Source organism: Fodinibius sp. SL11 (genome assembly GCF_052060035.1).
In the GTDB taxonomy this organism is placed as follows: Bacteria; Bacteroidota; Rhodothermia; order Balneolales; family Balneolaceae; genus Fodinibius.
Genome location: NZ_JBPOEA010000013.1, coordinates 18,536 through 37,164 on the forward strand (window position 1 = coordinate 18,536; position 18,629 = coordinate 37,164).

The following is an 18,629-nucleotide window of genomic DNA, read 5'->3' on the forward strand; positions in this document are numbered from 1 at the left end:
TCATTCTCATAAAAAAAGCCCGGCTGTATTAAACAGTCGGGCTTTTTTATTTGAGTAATTTTTCACAGCTCGGATTTACCTCAAATCCGAAATACGGTATCGGATGCTCATCTCTATGCCCAGGTGGTTTTTATCATTTTTATAGATGTAATCGTCATTGAGTTCTCTCCTGTACGTGAAGCCGATTTCGGTTTCGAACTGCTTGTAGTGATAAAGTAGTGAAGCCCCGAATCTCATCTCTACGTTGTGCAGCCAATACTTATTGTTATTTGGATTTTGGATCTCCTCAGCAAACATGGCATCAGAGTTGTATAGGAAATCATTGTTTTGGGTAACCCGCTGGGTGAATATTGTAATCCTGCCTTTGTCAAAATAAAGTGAGCTTCCCAGGTACTGACTATTAGAGCTGGGTCCAATAGATGCACCCAGCAGTTGTCCGCGGTTGGTATAGCCTTGTTGGGAGCGATGGTGAACATAAAAGCTGGGAAATCCTGAGCCGCGAATGGCACCTGTTTTACTGGCTTCAAGCTGAGTAAGTTCTGCATTGACGGACAAAATTTCAGTATTACTCAAATCAAAGGTTTTCTGCAGTCCAATCGTATAGCCCCGGCTGTGTTCGGGCTCGGTAAAAAAGTCGCGCCAGTTCCAGCTGTGATCGGTACGGGCCCATTCTCCATAAATTTCGAGGCCGCTTTGGGGAAAAGTCCATTTGCCGAATAGGGATATAAGCTGGTCAGCCTGATCGTTGCCGCCCGTATTGGTATTGCTCGTGAAATTCACCTTAGTGAAGGCTTCAAAGATTTTGAACAAATCTCCAAACGGTATCCCTTCGGGAGGGATAGTTTCATAAAATATCCTGTTTATGCCCAGAGTTAAGCCCGGTGTGGGTTTGGGTGTAAAAGATAAATTTAGCCCTGAAATATAGCGCTCGTTGTTTTCGGTATTGTTATCAAAATAATCCGATTCAATCAATTTTCCCCAAAGCATTTTGGCTTCCAGGTTTCCAATGTAAATATCTTTCGGTTCGGAGGTGCCGATAAAAAAGTGTCGGAATCCCGGCGCGTTACTGTCCATAAGAAGAGCATTTTGACGGGATGGTCCCCATCTCATCTGTTCGTTGGAAATGCCGGTGGCCCAGCCTCCATAATCGGCGCGGATATATGATTCGCCCGGATCAAGAGTCCAAAACGGGTCATTACCAAATTGCTGAGGCCAGTCGATATTACCGAGTGGATAAGCAAATTCAGACCTGTTTGAACGAGTTGCATAAGGAGAAAGAACAAAGTTTCTATTTTGATTATATATAAGGCGTGGACGAACGGAAGCCGATAAAACGCCGTATCGTAGGTAAAGGCCGGCTGAAAAATCGGTCGTGAAACCGCGCCCTTGCCAGACCGGACCGTCGTGCCATCCTCCCGGTTCCAGTGATTGCCAGTACGATCGAAGTTGGGGATCGTGAGGAGTGATCTCCCAAGGACTATTTTTATTATTCGCCGAGAGGGAACTTTCCAAACCTTGCCAGGGATGCTGTTTTAAGCTGTCCAGTTGACCGAGCGAATTTGAATTGGAAAGGCTTCCGTTAAGCTCTAAGGCTTTTAAATATTCTTTGTAAATATCATTTTCGGGAATGTGTTGAGCCTTCGATGTAGTGTGGGAAGAAACAGTGAGGATAAAAAGCATTACCAATCCACTAATAAGTTTAAGGATAGAATTAATGGAATAAGAATTGTCGGCAGAGTACATGGGAGATTTATCAGATGATAATTTTTAGAAATGTTCAATAGAATATTAAGGGGAGATTATTTGTTTTGTTCCTGAAGAGAGACAGTTTTTGAGATAGTATTATCAGAGGACGAAAAGGTTAAGTTTTTTATCCTCGACGTTGTGTTCTTACGATGCATTCCCTACATTCATTTTCTGAAACAGCACGAATTTTCGAATAAAAGACTTTCGTTTGGATTCTGTAAAAATCATGTCGGCCGAAGACTTAAATCGCACCTACCTGCGATTTGCCCATCAATTTTTAGAGCCGCACGACGATCCCAATCAGCTGGCCATCATTGGTATGCAAACCCGCGGGGTGTATATGGGCAAGCGGATTTTGCAGCACATCGAAGACAAGTTTGCATACGATATTGATTTTGGGGTGCTCGACGTCACTTTTTATAGGGATGATTTTCGAACAAAGCTCAAAATGCCACAGGTAAGAGTTACGGAAATCCCATTTGATTTGTATGACCGCGATGTGGTGCTGGTAGATGATGTGCTTTACACCGGACGAACGGTACGTTCTGCCATGGATGCGCTGATGGATTACGGTCGACCTCGGAGCATCAAGTTTTGCTGTATGGTGGATCGTGGGCACCGCGAACTTCCGATTTGTGCCGATTATGTAGGTACGAAGCTCCCGACTCATGTGCAGGAAGAGGTGCGTGTTAAGGTTAAGGCGTTGGATGATGAAGATGCCGTGTATGTGATAGAAAATGCAGAGGAGGACAAATAAATGACTGAAGATATCGAACTGCAGGATTACGATCACGAATTTACGCACAAACATCTGCTGGGACTTGCAGATTATTCCAAAGAAGATATTTTATTTGTGCTGGAGCAGGCCAAATATTTCCGTGAGATCCTGGATCGTCCTGTGCCCAAGGTGCCTACCCTTCGTGATAAGACTATTGTAAATTTGTTTTATGAGGATAGCACTCGAACGCGTCTTTCGTTTGAACTGGCCCAAAAGCGTATGGGCGCCGATGTTGTCAACTTTTCGAAGGGATCATCGAGCGTAAAAAAAGGAGAATCACTTAAAGATACCATCCGCAACATTAGTTCAATGAAAATTGATATGGTAGTGGCGCGTCACAAAAGTCCCGGCGTACCTCACTTTTTAACGCGATGTGTAGATGCGGCTATTATCAATGCCGGTGATGGTGCGCACGAACATCCTACGCAGGCACTGCTCGACATGTTTACCATGCGGCAGGTGTATTCCGACTTAAGGGATAAAAATATTGCCATTATTGGGGATATTGCTCATAGTCGTGTCGTACGATCCAATATAATTGGATTGTCAAAGTTGGGGGCTAACGTCACAGTTTGCGGGCCCAAAACAATGATGCCAGCTTATGTTCACGAGTTGGGAGCCAATGTATCCTACAATATCGATGAAGTACTGGACTGGTGTGATATTGCGATGGCGCTTCGTATCCAATTGGAGCGACAGGAGGATGGTACTGAACTTTTTCCAAGCATTCGTGAATATCACCAACTTTTTGGAATTACCATGAAACATCTCGAAAGATATCCTGACTTTACCATCATGCATCCCGGTCCGGTAAATCGCGGGGTAGAGATGGATAGCGAGGTGGCCGACAGTGAACGATCTATCATTTTAAGTCAGGTTACCAATGGGGTAGCGGTACGGATGGCTATTTTGTATCTACTGAGTGGCGGATCAAGAGTGTAGTACAAGTTCATGTATGAGAGTAATATGTTTTTACTTCTTGAACCCTTTCCGAATCATTTTGCCCCAGCTTTTCTTGCCTTTTAAAAAGTCTATGAGTCCCTTGAACTGCCACCATGAATGGATTTGTCGATATCCGAGGTTTTCAAGGAAAGAGTAGAAACTCAAAATAGCTACATCCTTGAAGTTGCTGTAGGTTTTAAAAGCTATTTCTTCGGCCAGTACGGCAATCAGGGAGACAATCATCCCATAAATGATAGACACCGCCAAGAATAAAAAGATAAAGGTGAGATTATAAAGAGACGGCATTGAAATAACCATAGCCAAGTAGGCGTAACTAAGGAGGTTTACAACAGGGCTAATAAGTTCAAAAAGTAAAAAGAATGGCATCACAAACATACCAATATGTTTATAAAAAGGATTAAAGAGCATATACTTGTGTCGCCACAGTGAATCGGCCAACCCGCGATGCCAGCGGTTACGCTGGTTCCGTAAGCTCTTGTAGTCAGTGGGTACTTCCGTCCAGCAGATGGGTTCCGGCAGGAATCGAATTTGGTAATCTTCGTTATTTCGCAAGTGATAACTGTGTAACCGAACAATCAGCTCAATATCTTCACCAACAGTATCGGTAAGGTAGCCGCCCACCTTGATCACCGCCCGACGATCAAAAATCCCAAAAGCACCTGAGACAATTAGCAGACTTTTAAAATAATCCCATCCTACGCGCCCAAATAAAAATGCCCGAATATATTCCACCGACTGTAAGCGAGCCCAGAAATTTTGTGGGACATGAATTTCTTTTATCTCTCTATTTACCATTTTACAGCCGTTAATAACCCGGATGACACCACCTGCCGCGACAGTGTTTTTATGTTCTATAAATGTTTGGATGAGTTTCTTAAGTACATCTTGCTCAAGAATGGAATCGGCATCAATGGAGCATATTAAATCGGTTTCAGCTATGTTAATGCCGGCATTAAGGGCATCCGCTTTGCCCCCGTTTTCCTTATCTACTACCGTAAGCATGGGCATATCCGGCGACCGATAGGTGTTACGGATATTCTTGTGCTCAACTTGTTCTTCAAAGTAAATATCGGTTTTGATCAAGTTAAAGTGATTAATAAGCTTTTGAAGCGTGTTATCGGTGCTTCCGTCGTTGATGACTATGATATGATATTCGGGATATTCCAGCTTGAGCAGCGATTCCACCGACTCCACAATATTATCGGCTTCATTGTAGGCAGGTACGAGGATGCTGATAGATTTGAAAAGCTCAGTCTTAAAAAGAGCATCAGCCTCGACAACACTGTGGTGCAGCAGTTGTTTGCGAACATAAATAAGTGCTCCAACGACTAATGCCAGGTAAACTGAATTAATTGTAAAGAAATAGCCTAAGATAAATTGCTCTACAAGATTAAATAACGAAAAGCTGTCAAGCATAAGAATCGTTTAGTCGGTGGTTAAGAGCTATTTTTATGCCGGATGTAATGTCTAAAATTTTATCTAAATATGAATCGAGCTGTTCGTTGGATTTGTTTTTATCAATTTGTGATAGTGATTGCAGTGTTTGTTTAACAAATGTGGTAAGCAAAGTAATACGATCTCCATTTCCTGACATAAATTCATAGATGATCGCCTTGCGGATGGGGAATTCTACTTTAGATAAATGGTCCAGCAAAAAAGTTAGGTTTTCTGATCCGCCAAATGTGCTTAGCGTCTTAACAGCAGCCAGTCTGATGGGAATATTATTCCCTTTGGCACAATAGCTTCGGATAAGATCAGCAGCTTTAGTATGATACAACTCTCCGAGCGCAATTATTAGCCCCCGAATAAGAGTGGCCTTTTCTGGACTAAAGTGCAGCCTCTTTAAATATTGATATAAAAACTCACTGCATTCATAAAATTGTTGATATCCCATATACCGAACAATAATGTGCTTGGCATGAGGATCTATTTCTTTGAGTAGCAAGTCTTTTAGAGCCTCAGAAACATGTTCTCGATCTTCGGCTAAGCCCGAATCAAATATATGAAGCAGTTCTGCTACCATTAGTTCTGAAATATCAGTTCGTTTAAAAAATCGCAGTAAGGCATTCTTTCGAACAGTCCAGTCCCCAGCAGACTGAAGGGCTTTGGTAGCAGCAAATGCCAACTTTAAGTTTTTAGACTTGCTTATGGTAAGAAGCTTGGCCAATATCCGGCTGTCGATATTACCACTTTTTTGAAAATAGATGCAGGCATAAATTTTAGAATCTGTAGAAAGCTCAAATAGTTTTTTCTGGTAAAACGAATCAAAAACGGGATGCACAATAAGATCGCTAAGTCGTTTGCGTTCAGTGCCGTCCAGGATATCATCAAGCTCGTTAAGGAGTTTTATAAAAAAAGAATAATCCTTGGAGCGCTTGCTTATTTTTTTGATAATTTCGTCAGCACTTAGCTTCGGGCTGGATTGCTCGGAGTAATCCAGAAGGAGAGAAAAGAAATAATCCCGAAACTTTTGTTCATATCTATTCCAGTACTGTTGCTTTTTCCGGGTCCAAAAAGTATAGCCCAGAAGAAAAAGGAATAGAAACACCAAAAAGGCTGTTAGCCCGATAAGCGATTGTAAGGCAATGTTAAAATCAAACATGCCATAATATATACTCTAAGCGGCTTTTGTCAATAATTTTCGGATGCGGGCTGCAAACTCCTTGGGTTGAAAGGGCTTGGTAATATATTCATCTGCTGTAAGATCAAAGCCACGTTCAATATCTTCGGATCGAGATTTGGCAGAAACCAAAACTACTTTTGTCTGCTCAAACCTTTGATCTTTCCGAATTTCTTTAAGGATTTCGAATCCATTCATGCCGGGAAGCATTAAATCCAAAATAATCAGTTGCGGCACGTGTTTTTGGGCATACTCCAAGGCTTCAATCCCATTTGATTTGCTAACAACTTCAAAATCAAACTCTTTAGAGACGAGCCGATTAAGCAGTTTTCTGCTGAGTTCATCATCATCAACAATAAGAATTTCCTTTTTTGCTGTTGCTGATTTGTCACCACCCATCCCTTTATCTGCCGAATTTTTTGCAACTCCTGCCAGCTTGCGATAAGAATCCATTCTATTCATGACTGCCTCCTATTTTGCCGTTGATTTTTTATGGCAGTATATATCTATGCTGTTACTTGGAATGTAATAGTTTTCATTAAAAAATCTTAATAATTCTTTTGCATGTTGTATCTTAGGTGCTTTCGAAGTAGTTCGTTAAATTCGTTTGCCACATAACGAGTTGTTATCACCATTTGAAAAGTAACCCAAAATGCCCGATACGACCTCTAACGATAATAATTTTTTTCCGCGGGAAATACTTAGTCTCTTTTTAGCTCTTTTTTCGGTGATGTTATTGGGGCGTAGTTATGAGGTTGTACTTGGAACGTGGAATTTTGGGAGCGAGTTTATCGGTCTTTCATATTTTTGGGCTTCAGTGGTCAGGGACTTCCAATTTAGTGTCTTATTGCTCCCTGTTTTACTGTTTTTTTTATTTGTGTTGGGAAAAGTTCAAAAACCCAAGGTTGCAAATCGGGTTACCGCTCATCTGATAGCTCTAACAGGGATCGTCAATATATTGCTGATATCCTATTTTGGAGCAACACAGATGCCTTTGGGAGCAGAATTCTGGGCCTACTCATTGACGGAAATGACAAATACCGTTATTGCAGCAGAACAGATGACAATAGTGAGTGTTGGTTTTGTTATAATCGCTTATCTGCTGATGTATTTGGTTATTTCAATAATACGGTCTGTGCAATTTTTTGAGGTGAGGAAGTCAAATTTAATGTTCAGTAGTCTGGCTGGGATCTTCAGCTTGTTTGTGGTTTCATTTTTTGTATCGGTAGATAATACTACCCCGGCGCAACAAGAAAAGAATGCTAACAAATTATCATATTTTTTTAGCCGGAGTTTAACTTCCATTGAATGGGGTGGGCAGGAAGAGTCAAGTTTTAATCCGGAAGAATACCCCCTCTTGGAGAAGACAAACTATGAGCAGGATGTGTTGGGGTCTTACTTTAAAGAGTTTGAAGAGCCTCCCAATATTGTATTTTTGTTAGTTGAAAGTCTGGGAGGAGAATTTATAGGCCCTTCGGGTCAATGGACGGGCTTTGCTCCATATTTGGATTCTCTTTCGCGCAAAGGATTATATTGGGAAAATGGACTCAGCCTTTCGGGACGCACTTTTGGGATGGTTCCTTCCCTGCTGGGATCGCTTCCTTTTGGTCGCCATGGTTTTATGGCTCTTGGCCCCGATTATCCGAGCCACCAATCGCTTATTAGTATGCTGGGTGACCGTGGATATTATACCGCCTTTTATAGTGGGTATGATACTTATTTCGACGGCCTCGACCTCTTTTTGGATTATCAGGGTACTGATTATGTGTTAAATAAGCAGAAACTGGAAAGGATATTGCCGGCAGCCAAAAGTCAATCCAACTATTGGGGGGTGGATGACAAAACGATGCTGAATTTTTCTGCAGAATTACTGGATACGGCCAATACATATCCGCGACTGGAGATTTATCACACCTTGCAAAGTCATTCCCCATTTACGGTCCCCAACCCACAAAAATATGAGAAGGAATTCACTAATCGATTAGATCAGTTGGGTCTTGCCGAAAAGAAGAATCAATCCTATCAGAGGTATCAAAATGAGCTAACCACATTGTTATTTGCCGATCAGGCGGTCAAAGATTTTATGCAGTCGTATAAACAAAAGCCACAGTTTGAGAATACGATTTTTGTGATAACCGGTGATCACTGGCTTATTCCTGTTCCGCAAACGACAGCAATCTCGCGCTATCATGTGCCCATCATCATATATTCCCCGAAGTTGAAAAAGCCGGTACAATTCAAGTCGGTTAATACCCATGCCGAGATCATGCCCTCGCTTGTGGCCATGTTGGATCAACAAACAGATCTAAATATGCCGGAACAGGTTCACTGGATCGGCGGAATGATGGATACGACGAGAGCTTTCCAAAATGTACAGTCGGTTCCGTTTATGCGAAATAAAAATAGCATTTCGGATTATCTGGACGGGGAGTACTACCTTTTTGATGATGAACTTTATACGGTGAACAAAACCCTTTCGCTTAGTCGCAGTAATAATGCACAGAAAAAAAGGCAACTGCGCCAGAAGCTGGAGGCTTTTAAATCCATAAATAGCTTTGTGGTGCAAAACAATCGGTTATATCCCGAGGAACAGGCAAACCCATCAGAGAAATATGCCTTTTTATCTGAATACGATACGCTGTTTACAAAGCTGGATTCGTTGTCGTTAACGATTGACGAGCAGTTTCAAAGGGCGCGCCAACGGGCTTTTGATGGGGATTATGAAGTGGCGCGTGCTATTGCAAAGCGTATCCTGTTACAGGAACCTGATTATCACGATGTGAGAATTTTGATCGGCCGAACAAATGCCTGGCAGGGAAACTATGAGCGGGCCGAAAAATATTTCAAGGAGGTGCTGGATGAAGATGCAACCTACGAGGATGCATATAGCGCCTATGTTGATAATGAGCTTTGGCAGGGGGATTACGAGACGGCTTTACGGGTAATTAGTCAGGGACTCAAACATCATCCGCAAAACAAGGCATTTTTGGAACGAAAAATTAAGATTCTTGCTCAATTAGATAGACGAGGTCAGGCGAAAAAAACATTAGAAATGCTTCAAGATCTTGATCCGAACTATAATCAATTGCCAAATTTAAGAGAATATATCGGGGAATGATATTTTACCTCGCAGCGACGGCAAATTAATTGAATCGATGTTATGAGAAAAGTATTGTCCATTTGCATAGGCTTATTATTGTTATTGATTGGTAGTGCTACGGTTTTGGCACAGGAGATGGAGGATTTCACTGTTGATGAGCTATACGAGAAGGCCCGAACGGCTGCATTTGATGAAAGCGATTATGAGAAGGCACGTAAGTTTGCGTACGAGGCGCTGGAACGAAGTCCTAATTATCACGGTATCCGAATTTTTGTAGCTCGGTTATACAGTTGGGAGAGCGAATATGATAAGGCAATAGACGAGTTGAATTATGTACTGGACAAAGATCCTCAAAACAGACAGGCCTTGTCGGCTCTGACCGATGCTCAAAAATGGTCGAAACAAATGGATGCCGCGTTAAAAACTACAAATCTGGCTTTGAAATATTACCCGGACGATCCTGAATTCATGATGGCTAAAGCTTCCGTTCTTTATGGAATGGAAAACTATGAGGGGGCAGAGCAGACTTATGAGGCAATTTTTGCTAAAGATGCTGGAAATCGCAAGGCGCGTGAAGGTTTAAAGGACAGCCAATTGCAACAAATGAAATATCGTGCAAAAATATCCTATCGTTATGACCGGTTTCGAACCATTTTTGATCCCTGGCATTTTACGGAGTTTGGACTCACGCGACAAACGCCTATTGGTTCGGTCACTGGCCGAGTTGAGCATGCTCGACGATTTGGTTCTGATGGATATCAGTTTAACGTAGACGCATATCCATCAATAGCATCGGGACTTTATGCCTATGTAAGTGGCGGTTATTCTCAATCTCCTGTGCATCCTGATTACAGGTTTGGCTTTTCGCTGTATAAGTCGCTACCTGCTGCTTACGAGATCGAAGCTGGAATACGATATCTTGATTTTGGAACGTCCCAAACTGATATCTATACGGTATCGCTCACCAAATATGTGGGCAGTTATCTTTTTACAGCACGGACGTATTTAGTGCCGTCATCGGGAGGAACATCTAAGTCCTTGAATCTCGTGACACGGCGTTATTTTGGGACGGCGGAATCCTATCTGAGTTTAAATGCCGGATACGGATCGGCTCCAACAGAAGTTGAAACTTCATCTGGGACATTAGCAATTGATGCATTAGATTCATGGTCGGTAAGTGTAGATGGGCAAATGCCCCTTTCGGAACGTTTGTTTTTGGGTGGCAATGTCGGATTTGACTCTTCAGAATATCCTAACTTTGTACGGGAGCGGTTTAGTGCAAAACTGAATATCTCCTTCCGATTTTAGCAGGTTATTTGCCTTTAAGTTCAGCGGCAGCAATTTTTTGGGCTTTTTTTCTTTTCCAACGAGCTAATACAATTCCGGTAATAACCAAGGCCGATCCGCAGTATTGTAGTAGGGTTAGTTGTTCATTGAGCAGAATCACGCCAAATACAAGTCCCATTACTGGCACAAGGTTTTGATAGGTTGCAGTGTGAACGGCCCCAACGGTTTGGAGACCGTAATTCCAGATTAGGTAGGCCACGCCAATAGAAAGTAGACCGCTATAGACCACACCGCCATAGGCAGCTACCGAAATTTGGGTCCACTCAAGCTGTATCATGCTCGGCAATCCAATCAGAAAAAGTACAATTGCCCCGATGGTAGCCATAATTGCTGAAAATTGGATAGGTGTATATCTGCTTAAAAATGATTTCGATAAAATCGTATAGCCACCCCAGACAATGGCCGCGCCAATTATAATGATATCGCCCAGAAAGGTTTCGGATCCAAAGGAGAATGGGTTTTTGCCTCCAGATACAATGAATGTGATACCGGCAAAGGCAGCGATAACGCCAAAAGTTTTGAAGATATTCATTCGCTCGAGGTTAAAGAAATGGCTAATGAGCGCCACCCAAATGGGGATGGTTCCCAGCATCACGGCGGCATTCGCTGCGTAGGTGTAGTCGATGCCAACAATAAACAGGCCTTGATAGATGAGGTTACCCAGCAAGCCCATACCTAATAGAGGCAGCCAATCTTGTTTGGGAATTCGAAAAGACTCATTCCGATAGAAGACTACAATCCAGATAATAGCTGCGGCAAAAATAAATCGAAGTCCATTAAAGCTAAGCGGATCAATTTCAGCCAGCGAGTATTTGACGACTGAAAAATTTAATGCCCAAATAACTGCTACTAAAAATAACGAGAATTCTACAAGAGATTTTTTAGAGAAGTTCAATAGTACGGATGTGATTAGATAAGAAAATGAACCCCTAAAGGTAGGAGATAATTTGGAAAGTGTCGCGAGGTATTCGAGGGAGTATATCTGTTAATAAGATATAGGGAATTTTTTGGCTGCGGATGTTGTACTTATCTTAGCTTACTCTTAACTTTGGTCACTTTCTGACTGGTAGTCATTTTTAATGATAAGTATATGGGAAAAGAAGATCGAAAAGCACGTGAAAAGGAACGGCGCCGCAATCAGATTATTGATGCCGCTGAACGGATTATTTTTTCAAAAGGCCTCGAACAAGCTACGATGGACGAGATTGCTGCAGAGGCTGAGCTAAGTAAGGGTACACTCTATCTGTATTTTAAAAATAAAACAGAGCTTTACCTAGCCATTACACAACGTGGGTCAGATTTGTTGAATAGTCAGTTTGCGAAAGTTTTTGCCGGCGGGCATGAACATACCGGCTTAGAACTAATCCGTTTGTTAGGAGAAACATATCTCAATTTTGTACGAGAAAATCCCAACTATTTTAATGCATTTATGTATTACGAGTCGCTGAGCAATGTTGAAGAGCTTAAAAGCAGTAAACATGCAGAGCGGTGCGAAGAAAACAGAAGAGAGGCGTTGAACTTTATGATACGAGCCCTCCAGATCGGCATGCAGGACGGAACGGTAAATGACAGTTATGAACCCAAGGAACTGGCCGTGGTAATACTGTCGAGCACGCGGGGAATCACCGCAATGAGTCACATGCATGGAACAGGGTATCATTTTGAGATGCTCGATGAAATGGAGATTTCAGTAGATATGTTATTTGAAAACTTTTTAAAGCTGGTAGGTGCCGGTATTGCCAGCGACGATGCCCGTAAGCGGTGGATGACTGACAGTCATAATTTTGAAACAAATGGAAAATAAGAGCGTAGAAGCGAGCCTTTAAAATGAAGAACATTCAAAAAAATACGACCAGAAACGCTAAAGTATTTATGGATTACCTTACCTCTGGGTTAGGAAATCGTTTACAGGAAATGATCGCCTTAACATTTATAATGGTTTTCTTGGTGACAGTACCTACGAAAGCACAGCAGATAGATACTGCTTCGGTGAAGGGTGCGCTTTCTGATGCCAACAAGCTACAGCTGACTGAAGCTATTCATGTTGCAATGGCCAATAACTCTGATATCAAACGTTCACTATTTAATCTGAAAGATGCAGATGAACAAGTACAGCTGGCGTGGAGTGAGGTGTTACCAGATATATCAGCTTCAGCTACCTACACGCGTAATTTAGAAATCCCGGTAAATTTTGTTCCTGCACAGTTTTTTGATCCAAGTGCCCCGGCCGGAGAACTGGTACCCTTGCAATTTGGAACGGATAATAACTGGCAGGGAGGTCTTTCGGTGCAACAGACTATTTTCCGGGGAGAGGCTATCGTCGGCATAAACAGTTCTAAATTATACAAGGCAGCCCAGGCCGAAAATCTGCGGGCAACAACCCAGCAGATTGTTACCCAGACCCGATTGGCTTATTACAATGTGCTTATTGCCGAAGAGCAACTTCGACTGCAGGAAGCAACGGTAGAACGGTTGCGGAAAAATTTGGAAGAAAATAGGTCGCGCCAAAAAGCAGGACTAATAGATGAATATGCCGTGATGCAAGTAGAGGTGCAGTTAAAGAATCAAGAACCGCAGCTTGCGGAAGCTCGCTTTGCGGTGCAGAAAGCATACCGAGAATTAAAAGTAGTATTAGGTATTCCTCTTGATTTGGAATTTTCGGTACAGGGAAGTTTAGGTACTTTCGATGTCGCATCTCAGCAAGCGGCCAATGCAGTCAACAATAACCTGAAAAAAGTGGATCGGATGACGCCCTTCCAGTATACCGAAAAAGATAACGTAATGGATTTGGCTACCGATTTAAGGGGAGACATCCGTGTTTTGGAAACCCAGTCAGATTTAAAAGATCGAGAAATTAAAGCGATAAAAAGCCGCTTTTTGCCCACCTTGACGGCAAACTACAACCTTAATTGGTCAGCCGCACAGGCTGGTAATCCTGTCTTTTTTGGTTCCGAAGATACCAGAGCTCGATCGCAAACTATAGGTGTTACGTTTAGTTTGCCCATTTTTCAGGGATTTCAGCGTACGGCCAACTTGAGTATTGCACAGATCGAAAAAAAGGATATTAGGGAACAACAGCGTGCGACTGAACGAGCAGCGAAAAACGAAATACAATCCGCACGAGAATCATTAAATCAAGCATTGGAAACAGCTCCCGCACGTCAAAAGGCGTTAGAGTTAGCCCAGGAAGGATATGAGCGGGCCCAAGCGAGGCTTGAAAATGGAGTTGGTTCACAACTGGATGTTACAAATGCTGAACTTCAGTTACGCGAAGCCGAAGCGAATTATGCACAAATGGTCTTCAACTATCTTTCGGCAAAAGCGCAGTACGACCAGGCTATTGGAATGGTTCCATATGTCGATAGCGAAAAACCCTCTTTAAACGAATAAAAATAATTTTCAGAAGTAAATATTATGACCTCTCGATTATTAATCACAGGAATCTTAGCGATAATGCTTTTTGTTGGCTGTTCTGAAGAAGAACAATCTACTCAAGAAGAGTTGGTGAAAACAGTTAATGTTGAAACAAAAATACTGGAAGCCCAACCCTTTGAACGGAATTTAAAATTAGTAGGTACTGTAGAAGCACCCAATGATGTGCGAATATCGGCAGAAGTGTCCGGACGTATCGAAAATTATTTTGTTGAACAGGGGGATGATATCAAAAAAGGAGATCCCATCCTTAAAATTGACGATGAACAGCTGGTCCACGAACGGCAGCGGTTAGAAGCCGTCACTGCCCAGGCAAGAGAAAATTATGAGCGCTTGAAACGGTTGTTTGAGCAGGATAGCATAGGTTCAGAAATTGATTATTTAAACGCGAAATATAATTACGAGCAGAACAAAGCTTCACTTGAAGCGGTAAAAGTAAATATCAATAAATCGACGGTTAAGGCCCCGTTTGATGCGACGGTCGAAAACATAGTGATGGAAGAGGGGGAGATGGCATCTCCCGGTGCTGTATTGGTGCGGTTAATAGGAAATAAAAACTTAAAAGTATCTACTGGCGTGCCGGCGATGTACGCTGATGTGGTTAACAAGGGCGATATAGCACGAATCTGGTTCGATTTTCAGCCTGAGGATACGCTGCAGCTGCCCATAAGCTTTGTTGCAAAAAGTATTAGCCCACAAGCACGTACGTTTGAAGTAGAAGTGAAATTGCCGGAAAGTAGCGACTATAAAGTAGATATGATCGCTAATTTAATGGTTCGAACAATGACCCTGGACCGCTCTATTGTAATAGGCGAAGAGTTCGTTTATAAGAATAATAGCAACGATGTCGTTTATGTTGTTACTGAGGATGATTCGGGAAATAAAATCGCGAAAATGAAACCTGTAAAACTTGGGCCCAGCTATAAGAATGAAGTCGTTATTGCAGAGGGTCTGCAAGCAGGGGATGAACTCATTACAGTAGGATCATCTTTTCTGCAGGACGATATGCGTATCACGGTCGTAGAGTCGCGAGAGAATAGAATTGCACAACAGAATTTGTAGAGGAAAAGAAGTATGGACAACCAAGAAGTCGAAAATAGCAGTTTAACCGGCAACGGTAAAAGCGGCTCAGTAAAACAGAAAGAGTTTTGGCTTTCTACCTTTTCAATCAACAACCGCATTAGTGTACTTGTGTTGGTTGGGCTGATTGCCATTTTGGGGATCCAATCCTATATCAATATTCCCAAAGAATCTGCGCCGGATATTACGATCCCTAATATTATGGTCATTACGACCTATCCCGGTGTTTCGCCTGAAGATATGGAAAGTCTTATCACCCGTAAGTTAGAAGATGAGCTGAGTGGAATTTCTGACATAAAAGAAATGACGTCAACCAGTGCAGAGGGATACTCGAATATTAATCTTGAGTTTAATTCGGATGTCAATATTGATGATGCGCTGCAGAAGGTGCGTGAAAAAGTAGATCTTGCAAAGCCAGAACTGCCTTCTGAAGCAGAAGATCCTGTTATCCAGGAAATAAATTTTTCTGAATTTCCGATTATGCAGGTCAATATATCGGGGCAATACGGGTTAGTGCAGTTGAAGGAAATTGCCGAAGATCTGCAGGATCAGATCGAGGCCGTACCATCAGTTTTAGAGGTGAATTTAGCCGGTGGGTTGGAGCGTGAGGTCAAAGTGGATGTTGATCTGCCAAAGCTCAAATACTATGGGCTTAGCTTTGGCGATATTATTGCTGCTATTCAGCAAGAAAATGTTACGGTGCCGGGTGGAAATATTGAAGTTGGCATCAAAAAGTTTTTACTGCGGGTGCCCGGGGAGTTTAATTCGGTTGATCCTATTGAGGATATCGTTATTGATGCCCCCGATGACAAGCCGATCTATATACGCGATGTGGCAGACGTTAAGTTTGGGTTTAAGGAAAGGGAAACGTACGCTGAACTTAACAGCGATCCGGTAATTTCGCTGTCGATAGTAAAAAGAAGCGGAGAAAATATTTTGGAGACCTCTGCGGCCGTCAAGACCATCATGGAAGAACAATTGCCTGCGCTGCCACCGACTACGAAATACGAAATTACGTCGGACCAGAGCGAAGATATTAATTCTATGGTGAGTAGTCTTGAGAATAATATTATTTCGGGACTGCTATTGGTGATTGGTATCTTGCTGTTTTTCCTTGGGATTCGTAATGCATCCTTTGTGGGTATTGCTATCCCTATGTCAATGTTCTTGTCGTTTATTATTATCGGAGCACTGGGAATGACGATGAATATGATTGTACTGTTCTCGTTAATTCTCGCTCTTGGCATGTTGGTCGATAATGCCATTGTAGTAGTCGAAAATATATATCGCTACCTCGAAGAAGGTTTCGATAATTTTACAGCTGCTAAAAAAGGAACCGGTGAAGTAGCTATTCCTATTATCTCGGGGACATTAACTACCCTTGGCGCTTTCTTTCCGCTCCTGTTTTGGCCGGGTGTGGTGGGAGAATTTATGGGGTATCTTCCACAGACATTGATCATTACGCTCTCCAGCTCACTTTTTGTAGCCTTGGTAATTAATCCGGTTTTATGTGCATTGTTTATGGATTTGGATCAAAAAGAGGGCAGCAGAAATCCCAAGATGACGGACAAAGGACGGCTATTTATAGCCGGTTCGGTTGCGGTCTTGCTCATCATCGGATTAATAAACAGTGTATTAACTTGGACGATGCTTATTATTGCAGGACTACTGTTGTGGGCGGCCAACCGATATGTGATGAGTCCTCTTGGTGCTTGGTGGCAAACAAAAGGGTTGCCCAGAGCACTTGAAAAATATGAGACTACCCTCAAGTGGTCTCTTGACCATGGGAAAACCATTTTGGCAATATCAATATTGACGTTGATTTCCAGCTTTGTGTTTTTTGGTATTTTTAATCCGGGGATAGAATACTTTCCCGAAGGAATTCCACCGGCGCGAGCTTATATCCAGGTTGAAGCTCCTGTAGGCACCAATGTAGAATTCACCAAACAAATTGTTAATAAGCTTGAAGCCAAAGTACAGAATATCCCCAATAACGGAGATGTTGAATCGGTGTTAAGTACCTCTGGATCAGCTATTACGTCGGGACCCGGCTCTAATCAAGGGAGTTCTTCACATTTGGGGACCGTCGTACTCAATTTTGTAGATTACCAACAGCGTGAAGGTACTTCTTTTGAGGCTATGGAGTATGCACGCAGTAATTTCACAAAAGGATTGGCAGGAGCCGAAGTCACCGTAGAAGAAGAACAGCAGGGGCCACCCTCGGGCAAACCCATTAACCTGGAGATAAGCGGCAAAGATATGGCACAGCTCGAGCGCATATCATCCGAAGTGTTAAGTATTATTGAAAATGATCCGGTTTACAGTAAATTGGATGGCTTGGAGACCGATTTGCCCGAACCAAGTCCCGAAGTGCGAGTAGATATCGACCGGGAAAAGGCGGCTGTATATGGTTTATCAACCCAAAGTATTGGTAGTACTATTCGCCAGGCTATTAATGGTGTAGAGGCATCGCAATATCGCGACGGCAAAGATGAGTATGATATTACTGTTCGGTTAGATGAACAGTTCCGCAATGATTTAAGTGCATTGCAGGATCTGAATATAATGGGCGAAGAAGGTCGGCAAATTCCGTTGTCGAGCGTTGCTACGTGGGGCATTCAGGAAGGTCTGGGAGGAATCAAACATAAGGACCAAGAACGGGTAGTAACTGTTTTGGCCGATGTTCGATCCAGTTATAACGCCAATGCCGTACAGCAGGAAGTGCAAACGGTGTTGGATGAGTATTTAAGTAACGAGGTGCCGGCTGGATACAGTACCAGCTGGACGGGCCAGCAAGAAGATCAGCAGGAGGCAATTGATTTCTTATCCACGGCTTTTTTAATCGCTCTTTTCTTGATTGCTTTTATCTTGGTATCACAGTTTAATTCCATCAGCAAGCCCTTTATTGTAATGACCTCCGTAATTATGTCTACGGCGGGGGTATTCTTTGGCTTGGTTATTTTTCAAATGCCGTTTGTGATTATTATGACGGGTATTGGTGTGATTTCACTGGCTGGGGTAGTGGTAAATAACGCGATTGTTCTAATTGACTATATCGATATTTTACGCACCCGCGACAATATGCCGTTGTATGAAGCATTGGTACAAGGTGGCAAAGTTCGTTTTCGTCCCGTGGTGTTAACGGCCTTAACGACTACATTGGGATTAGTACCACTGGCTATAGGTTTTAACTTGGATTTTATCACGCTGATAAATACGCCGGCTGAATTTTTTACCAATATTGGTGAATATCTTTACTGGGGGGGCGAACAAGCTGCCTGGTGGGCACCGATGGCCATAGCTGTTATTAATGGGCTAATCTTTGCAACATTTTTGACGCTAATTTTGGTGCCGGTACTTTACTATCTGTTTGAAAAAGGGCGGCGTAATATTAATCTATTCTTTTTCAATGAGCGAGATCCCGGAATTATTGTTGAGTCTCCCAAAGCCAATGGTACTTCGAAACGCCATCATGATGTGGAACCGACAGTGAAAGACTAAATTTATTTTCAAAAAAGGAAAGCCCGGGAAAGATCTCCGGGCTTTTTTAAAAACACCGGTAT

Annotated in this window: 13 protein-coding genes; 8 read left to right on the forward strand and 5 right to left on the reverse strand. The window is 42.5% G+C overall.

Features of this window, described 5'->3' with window-relative positions:
• Window positions 1–75: 75 nt before the first annotated feature.
• On the reverse strand, window positions 76–1,743 hold the full coding sequence (locus ACQ76V_RS12725; RefSeq protein ID WP_441000884.1) for a capsule assembly Wzi family protein: 1,668 nt from the start codon (window positions 1,741–1,743) through the stop codon (window positions 76–78).
• Between the two features lie 211 nt (window positions 1,744–1,954).
• Between ACQ76V_RS12725 and pyrR the strand changes: the two genes are divergently transcribed.
• A complete protein-coding gene (gene pyrR / locus ACQ76V_RS12730; RefSeq protein WP_441000885.1) occupies window positions 1,955–2,503 on the forward strand; it encodes a bifunctional pyr operon transcriptional regulator/uracil phosphoribosyltransferase PyrR in 549 nt (182 codons plus the stop codon).
• A complete protein-coding gene (locus tag ACQ76V_RS12735) occupies window positions 2,504–3,466 on the forward strand; it encodes an aspartate carbamoyltransferase catalytic subunit (RefSeq protein WP_441000886.1) in 963 nt (320 codons plus the stop codon).
• 30 nt (window positions 3,467–3,496) lie between these two features.
• Here the strand turns inward: ACQ76V_RS12735 and ACQ76V_RS12740 are convergent, their stop codons facing one another.
• The 3 genes from ACQ76V_RS12740 to ACQ76V_RS12750 are packed head-to-tail and all read right to left on the reverse strand — an operon-like array spanning window position 3,497 to window position 6,569.
• Entirely contained in the window at window positions 3,497–4,903 is a 1,407-nt protein-coding gene (locus ACQ76V_RS12740) for a glycosyltransferase (protein ID WP_441000887.1), read from the reverse strand.
• Window positions 4,896–6,089, reverse strand: a complete 1,194-nt coding sequence (locus ACQ76V_RS12745) for a HEAT repeat domain-containing protein (protein WP_441000888.1) — start codon at window positions 6,087–6,089, stop codon at window positions 4,896–4,898. Before ACQ76V_RS12745 ends, ACQ76V_RS12740 begins: the two co-directional genes overlap by 8 nt.
• A gap of 15 nt (window positions 6,090–6,104) precedes the next feature.
• The gene (locus ACQ76V_RS12750) at window positions 6,105–6,569 is read right to left on the reverse strand and encodes a response regulator (protein ID WP_441000889.1); all 465 of its coding nucleotides are present in this window, start codon (window positions 6,567–6,569) and stop codon (window positions 6,105–6,107) included.
• Window positions 6,570–6,759: 190 nt separating this feature from the next.
• Between ACQ76V_RS12750 and ACQ76V_RS12755 the strand changes: the two genes are divergently transcribed.
• Complete coding sequence (locus tag ACQ76V_RS12755; protein ID WP_441000890.1) at window positions 6,760–9,225, forward strand: sulfatase-like hydrolase/transferase; 2,466 nt, start codon at window positions 6,760–6,762, stop codon at window positions 9,223–9,225.
• A gap of 42 nt (window positions 9,226–9,267) precedes the next feature.
• Entirely contained in the window at window positions 9,268–10,515 is a 1,248-nt protein-coding gene (locus tag ACQ76V_RS12760) for a YaiO family outer membrane beta-barrel protein (RefSeq protein ID WP_441000891.1), read from the forward strand.
• A gap of 4 nt (window positions 10,516–10,519) precedes the next feature.
• Here the strand turns inward: ACQ76V_RS12760 and ACQ76V_RS12765 are convergent, their stop codons facing one another.
• Window positions 10,520–11,449, reverse strand: a complete 930-nt coding sequence (locus ACQ76V_RS12765; RefSeq protein WP_441000892.1) for a DMT family transporter — start codon at window positions 11,447–11,449, stop codon at window positions 10,520–10,522.
• A gap of 195 nt (window positions 11,450–11,644) precedes the next feature.
• Here ACQ76V_RS12765 and ACQ76V_RS12770 point away from each other — a divergent pair, with 195 nt between their 5' ends.
• From ACQ76V_RS12770 to ACQ76V_RS12785, 4 genes are read left to right on the forward strand one after another with little or no spacing between them, the layout of a single operon-like run.
• Entirely contained in the window at window positions 11,645–12,358 is a 714-nt protein-coding gene (locus tag ACQ76V_RS12770; RefSeq protein ID WP_441000893.1) for a TetR/AcrR family transcriptional regulator, read from the forward strand.
• A gap of 23 nt (window positions 12,359–12,381) precedes the next feature.
• Window positions 12,382–13,944 carry a TolC family protein gene (locus tag ACQ76V_RS12775; RefSeq protein ID WP_441000894.1) on the forward strand — a complete coding sequence of 521 codons (1,563 nt, stop codon included), beginning with the start codon at window positions 12,382–12,384 and terminating at the stop codon, window positions 13,942–13,944.
• A 24-nt stretch (window positions 13,945–13,968) separates the two neighbouring features.
• Entirely contained in the window at window positions 13,969–15,048 is a 1,080-nt protein-coding gene (locus ACQ76V_RS12780; protein WP_441000895.1) for an efflux RND transporter periplasmic adaptor subunit, read from the forward strand.
• A gap of 12 nt (window positions 15,049–15,060) precedes the next feature.
• A complete protein-coding gene (locus ACQ76V_RS12785; RefSeq protein ID WP_441000896.1) occupies window positions 15,061–18,567 on the forward strand; it encodes an efflux RND transporter permease subunit in 3,507 nt (1,168 codons plus the stop codon).
• Window positions 18,568–18,629: the final 62 nt, after the last annotated feature.